General features: G+C 63.8%; 6 protein-coding genes. 4 read left to right on the top strand and 2 right to left on the bottom strand.

What is annotated here, in order from left to right; genetic code table 11:
* Nucleotides 1-27: 27 nt before the first annotated feature.
* Nucleotides 28-1,332, bottom strand: coding sequence for an alpha-hydroxy acid oxidase (locus AC3WJM_RS22865; protein WP_492273035.1), 1,305 nt, complete (start codon nt 1,330-1,332; stop codon nt 28-30).
* A gap of 79 nt (nt 1,333-1,411) precedes the next feature.
* Here AC3WJM_RS22865 and AC3WJM_RS22860 point away from each other — a divergent pair, with 79 nt between their 5' ends.
* Nucleotides 1,412-2,116, top strand: coding sequence for a FadR/GntR family transcriptional regulator (locus AC3WJM_RS22860; protein WP_492273034.1), 705 nt, complete (start codon nt 1,412-1,414; stop codon nt 2,114-2,116).
* Here the strand turns inward: AC3WJM_RS22860 and AC3WJM_RS22855 are convergent.
* Complete coding sequence (locus AC3WJM_RS22855) at nt 2,106-3,119, bottom strand: LacI family DNA-binding transcriptional regulator (RefSeq protein ID WP_284990089.1); 1,014 nt, start codon at nt 3,117-3,119, stop codon at nt 2,106-2,108. The genes AC3WJM_RS22860 and AC3WJM_RS22855 overlap by 11 nt on opposite strands.
* Before the next feature lie 324 nt (nt 3,120-3,443).
* Here AC3WJM_RS22855 and AC3WJM_RS22850 point away from each other — a divergent pair, with 324 nt between their 5' ends.
* The 3 genes from AC3WJM_RS22850 to AC3WJM_RS22840 all read left to right on the top strand — a co-directional run bounded on the left by AC3WJM_RS22850 (nt 3,444) and on the right by AC3WJM_RS22840 (nt 5,229).
* Complete coding sequence (locus AC3WJM_RS22850) at nt 3,444-4,586, top strand: 3-deoxy-7-phosphoheptulonate synthase (protein WP_284990088.1); 1,143 nt, start codon at nt 3,444-3,446, stop codon at nt 4,584-4,586.
* Between the two features lie 158 nt (nt 4,587-4,744).
* Entirely contained in the window at nt 4,745-4,957 is a 213-nt protein-coding gene (locus AC3WJM_RS22845; RefSeq protein WP_059389516.1) for a helix-turn-helix domain-containing protein, read from the top strand.
* A gap of 173 nt (nt 4,958-5,130) precedes the next feature.
* Entirely contained in the window at nt 5,131-5,229 is a 99-nt protein-coding gene (locus AC3WJM_RS22840; protein ID WP_003792170.1) for a 30S ribosomal protein bS22, read from the top strand.
* Nucleotides 5,230-5,355 lie beyond the last annotated feature (126 nt).

Here is a 5,355-nt window from a genome sequence, read left to right as displayed (position 1 = left end):
CGACCCCACCCTGCCCACCCGCCCGACCTAGTGCTGCAGCAGACGCACGTGGTCCGGGGTGAGTTCCGAAATCTTCGTGACTCCGAGCAGGGCCATGGTGCGGGCCATGTCCTTCTCCAGGATCTGGATGGTGCGGTCCACGCCTGCGCGCCCGCCTGCCATGAGCCCGTAGAGGTAGGCGCGGCCGATCAACGTGAAGTCGGCACCGAGGGCCAGGGCCGCCACGATGTCGGCGCCGCTCATGATGCCCGTGTCCAGGATGACGGCCGCGTCGCTGTTGTCCGCCTTCAGCGCCGCGGAGACCTCCGGAACGAGGTGCAGCGGAATCGGTGCCCGGTCCAGTTGGCGCCCGCCGTGGTTGGAGATCACGACGCCGTCCGCGCCGTGGTCCACCACCTTGCGGGCATCGTCCACCGTCTGGATGCCCTTGACTACCAGCTTGCCCTTCCAGGTTTCGCGGAGCCAGTCGAGGTCGTCGAAGGTCAGGGTGGGGTCGAACATGGAGTTGATGAGGTCGGCCACGGTTCCGGTGTAGCGGGAGAGCGAGGCGAAGGTTAGCGGCTCGTGCGTGAGGAAGTTGAACCACCAGGCGGGCCTGTACGAGGCATCCAGGACGGTCTTTACGGTGAGCGCCGGCGGAATGGTCATGCCGTTGCGGACGTCCCGCAGCCGGGCGCCGGCGACGGCAGTGTCCACCGTGACCATGAGGGTGTCGTTTCCGGCCTTGGCGGCGCGCTCGATCAATTCCAGGGAACGGTCCCGGTCCGTCCAGAGGTAGAGCTGGAACCAGTTGCGGCCGTTCGGAGCCGCAGCGGCCACGTCCTCGATGGACGCCGTGCCCATCGTGGACAGCGTGTATGGAATGCCCGCTGCTTCGGCTGCCTGCGAGCCCGCGTACTCACCCTCGGACTGCATCATGCGGGTAAATCCCGTGGGTGCGATGCCGAACGGAAGCCGGGATTCCTTGCCCAGGATCCCGGTCCTGAGGTCGATGTTGGAGACGTCGCGCAGGATCCCCGGCCGGAACTCGATGTCCTGGAAAGCCTGGCGGGCCCGGCGAAGGGTGATCTCCGCCTCCGCTGCACCGTCCGTGTAGTCGAACGGCGCCTGGGGAGTGCGCCGCTTGGCCATGTCCCGCAGTTCCCAAATGGTGGATGCACGGCGCAGCTTCGCCGCGTTGCTGAACTCGGGCTTCTTGAACTTCACGAGCGGCGCCAAGTCTGAGTACTTGGGAACCCGCCGCTTCAGTGCAGCAGGACGCCCGACGGCGGAGGAGACGTTCGCGGGCACCTCAAGGGAAGGGGCGTTGCTTGGCTGGACGGTCTGCGTCATGATGCTGTCTCCCGTGGACTTGTGTGGTTAGACCACACTCTATGCCATGTGGTCCAACCACATCAACTACTATTTATCCATGCGAACGCACGAGCTCGTCCTGAGTTGGATCGAAAAGCAATTGTCCGACGGGCATTTGGTGCTTGGTGGACGGCTTCCCGCCGAGCGGGCGCTGGCCGAACAGTTGGAAGTTTCACGGACCTCGGTCCGCGAAGCAATCCGGATCCTGGAAGCCATGGGCTTGGTGCGGGCAGGCGTCGGCTCCGGCAAGGACGCCGGGACGGTGGTTATCGCGGAACCGGCCACGGCGCTCGGGTCAGCGCTCCGCCTCCACGTGGCCACACAGCATTTGCCCGTCGCCGACATCGTGGAAACACGGGTCCTGCTCGAATCATGGGCGGTGTCGCGCGCCAAGGCCGACGCCCCCGAACTCAACGAAGCAGCCAGGCTCCTGGACGAGATGGACCTGAGTGCCGCCGTCGACGACTTCCTCGCACTGGACGTCGCCTTCCACCTGGCGCTGGCGGAAGCCGCAGGAAATGCCGTGGTGAGCACCATCATGGGCTCGCTCCGTGAAGCGATCGAGGGGTACGCCGCGGCGCTCACGGCGAACCTGCCGGATTGGGATCGCACCGCCGATCGCCTGCGGTCCGAGCACCGCGCCATTTTGGCGGCAGTGAACATCGGCGACGGCGGCCGGGCGGCGACGCTCGTGGCCGCGCACATCGAGGGGTACTACCGGGAAGCCGGGCTGGGGAAGGCCCCTGAGGAAACTAGGCCTTGACGGGTCCGGTGCTTCCCCTGAGCTCAATCCGCGGCGGGAAGTAGTTCGTGGGGGAGGCGGCGTCGTTGGTCTGGATCTGCTCCCGCATGCGGCGCCACGCAAGGTCCCCGAGGTCGGAAATCGGTACAGCCGCAGTGGTCAGCGGAGGCATGGTGTACCGGGCGAACGGCATGTCATCGAAACCCGTGAGGGACAAGTCCTCCGGCACGCGGATCCCGCGCTCGCTGAGTCCGCTCAAGAGGCCCATCGCCGCGACGTCGTTGAAGACAAGGATGCCGGTGGCGCCGCAGGCGGCGACGGCATCGCTCGACTCGAATCCGGCGTCGAACGTGTTCCCTCCGGGAATGAACTGCAGTTCGACATCCGGGAATTCGGCCGTAAACTTCTCGAGCCCACGGAGGCGCTGCACGTTGGACGCACTGCGGTCCGGTCCCGTCAGGTAGGCCAGTTTGCGGTGGCCCAATTCCACCAAGTGGGCGGCAAGCTCCTGGATGCCCTGGCCGTAGTCCACTACGAGGCTGGGAGTCGGCACCGACTCGGTGGTGCGGTTGATGAGGACGAGGGGATAGAGCGTGGGGGCGAGTTCTTCCAGGTCGGCGTCGCTCATGCGGGGGGCGCAAAGAACGACGCCGTCGCATCGCCTCCGGGCTTCCCCGGCGAGGATCGCTTCTTCGCTGGAAACTTCGGACGAGTCGGCGATCAACACGCGGTAGCCGTCGCGGGCGGCGGCAATACTCAGCCCGCGAAGGATGGCCTGAAAGGTGGGGTTGGACAGGTCCGGCACCACGATTCCGATAGTGTCCGTTTTCCCCAGGGCCAGGCTTCGGCCTACCGGGTTCGGTTTGTACTTCAGCTCGGAAGCGGCTGCGCGCACGCGGGCGGCAATGTCCGCGTCCACGGTTGTGTTTCCGTTCATGACGCGGGAAACCGTGGCATGCGAAACGCCGGCCATGGATGCCACATCTGCGATGCCCACCCGCCGGGTGTTCCTTCTGCCTGGCATGCTTTCCTTCCTGGAGCTGATGCCGCCCTGTTCCAATGCTGCGGCGACGTGTGTTCTGAGGTGAAGTTTATAGTGAGTGAGGAAACGGTTTCCCTTGATGTCGTTGCATTTCGATTTGCGGGAATCCGGAGCCTGCCGCTATGGTTTCGCTATGACTAACCGTTGGTATGCGTATTTTTCGTTGGCTCTGGAGGGGCCCGCGTCTAACTGACACGCATCCAACTTTCCTTCAGAGCCAACAGGGCAGAGATCATTCTCTGCCCTTCGCCATTTCCAGGCGGGCTCTGAGTAGGGTCCGCTCCTCTCCGGAACAGGACCCCTTTCATGACCAGCATCGCCGCAGAGCCCACCACACTAAATGCCGACGTCGAAAATCCCGGCGCGCAGTCGACGTCGAACTTGCGCGTCAGCCGCTTCGAGCCGCTCCCCACGCCGCAGGAAATCAGCGCGGAACTGCCGCTGGACGCTAAGGCCTCCGCCGTCGTCGAGCGCGGACGCGACGGAGTCCGCGCCATCATGGACGGCGTGGACGATCGCCTCCTGGTGATCGTGGGACCGTGCTCCATCCACGATCCGAAGGCCGGCCTGGAATACGCGCGCAGGCTGGTCAGCCAGGCGGAGAAGCACAAGGAAGACCTGCTCATCGTCATGCGGGCCTACTTCGAGAAGCCGCGCACCACGGTCGGCTGGAAGGGCCTCATCAACGATCCCCACTTGGACGGCAGCCACGACATCGCGGCCGGACTCCGTGCTGCCCGTGGATTCCTCCAGCAAGTCACGGCCCTGGGCCTGCCGACGGCCACCGAGTTCCTGGAACCCATCAGCCCGCAATACATGGCCGACCTCGTGGCATGGGGCGCCATCGGTGCGCGGACCACCGAGAGCCAGATCCACCGCCAGCTCGCCTCCGGACTCTCCATGCCGATCGGCTTCAAGAACGGGACCGACGGCGACCTCCAAGTCGCGATCGATGCCTGCGGCGCCTCTGCGGCACCCCAGGCGTTCCTGGGGATCGACGGCGAGGGCCGCGCCGCCCTCGTGGCGACCTCGGGCAACCCGGACACCCATGTGATCCTGCGCGGCGGCCGCAAGGGACCGAACTACGCCGCGGACCAGGTTGCCGCTGCCTCGGAGAAGCTCTCGGCAAAGGGCTTGAACCCGCGGCTCATCGTTGACGCGAGCCATGCCAACAGCGGCAAGAGCCACCACCGCCAGGCCGAAGTCGCCTTGGAGATCGGCGCGCAGTTGGAAGATGACGTTGCTTCGCCGATCGCCGGCGTCATGCTGGAGAGCTTCCTTGTCGGTGGGGCGCAGAACCTGGATGTGGAGCGGCAGTCGGCCGGCGAACAAGAGCTGGTGTACGGCCAGAGCGTCACCGACGCCTGCATGGAATGGGACGTCACGGTGTCCGTCCTGAACCAGTTGGCGGCCTCGGCCCGAAAGCGTCGGATAGCTGCTTCCAACTAAGTGAAACCTAGTCTCCACTTGGACGAAAGACTTTCACTTTGGTACCAGCAGCCTCTAGAGTATCTAGCACATGGTTGTTTGATGGCTCAGCATCGGCACACCAGGTAATGAATGCTGGGGTTCGCCGCTAACCGCTGAGAGCAAAGGAATATGGAGAAATGTCCGCAGAGACTAACTTCTCGAACGCGCGTTTCATGACAGTGGCTGAAGTTGCCGAAGTCCTCCGGGTTTCCAAAATGACCGTGTACCGTCTGGTCCACTCGGGAGAATTGCCGGCCGTCCGATTTGGACGATCATTCCGGGTCCCCGAAGATGCCGTGAGCCAGTACCTCAAGGGCGCGGTCGTCGACGGACACTCAGAGACGGCCTGAGCCCCGCTTGGTCCCCTCAAGGGCCAGCGGTCATTGGGTGCCCCCGATAAGCGGTACCCTGTTAAGGAACGTTTTACGTCATTGTAAGAATCTGTCAGTTGTAAAGTCTGTTGCTCAGTTCAAGGACCTCACCCAGCAGACAGAATCTCAATCTAGTTTGGTAAGGAACTTACGTGGGTTCAGTTATTAAGAAGCGCCGCAAGCGTATGGCCAAGAAGAAGCACCGCAAACTGCTTCGCAAGACCCGCCACCAGCGTCGCAATAAGAAGTAGAGATACTTCCTACAGCGTGAATGCCCGTTGCCTCTCAAGGCGGCGGGCATTTTTGCGTGTACGCCCGGCATGGGCATTTGCTTGGAGGTGTAAGTCCTCTGGAGGAGAAGGTGGTTTAACTCCTAG

It is taken from the genome of Arthrobacter sp. FW306-1B-G06A (assembly GCF_058781765.1).
Note: the sequence above shows the minus strand (reverse complement) of the source record. Positions and strands in the feature narration are given on the sequence as shown.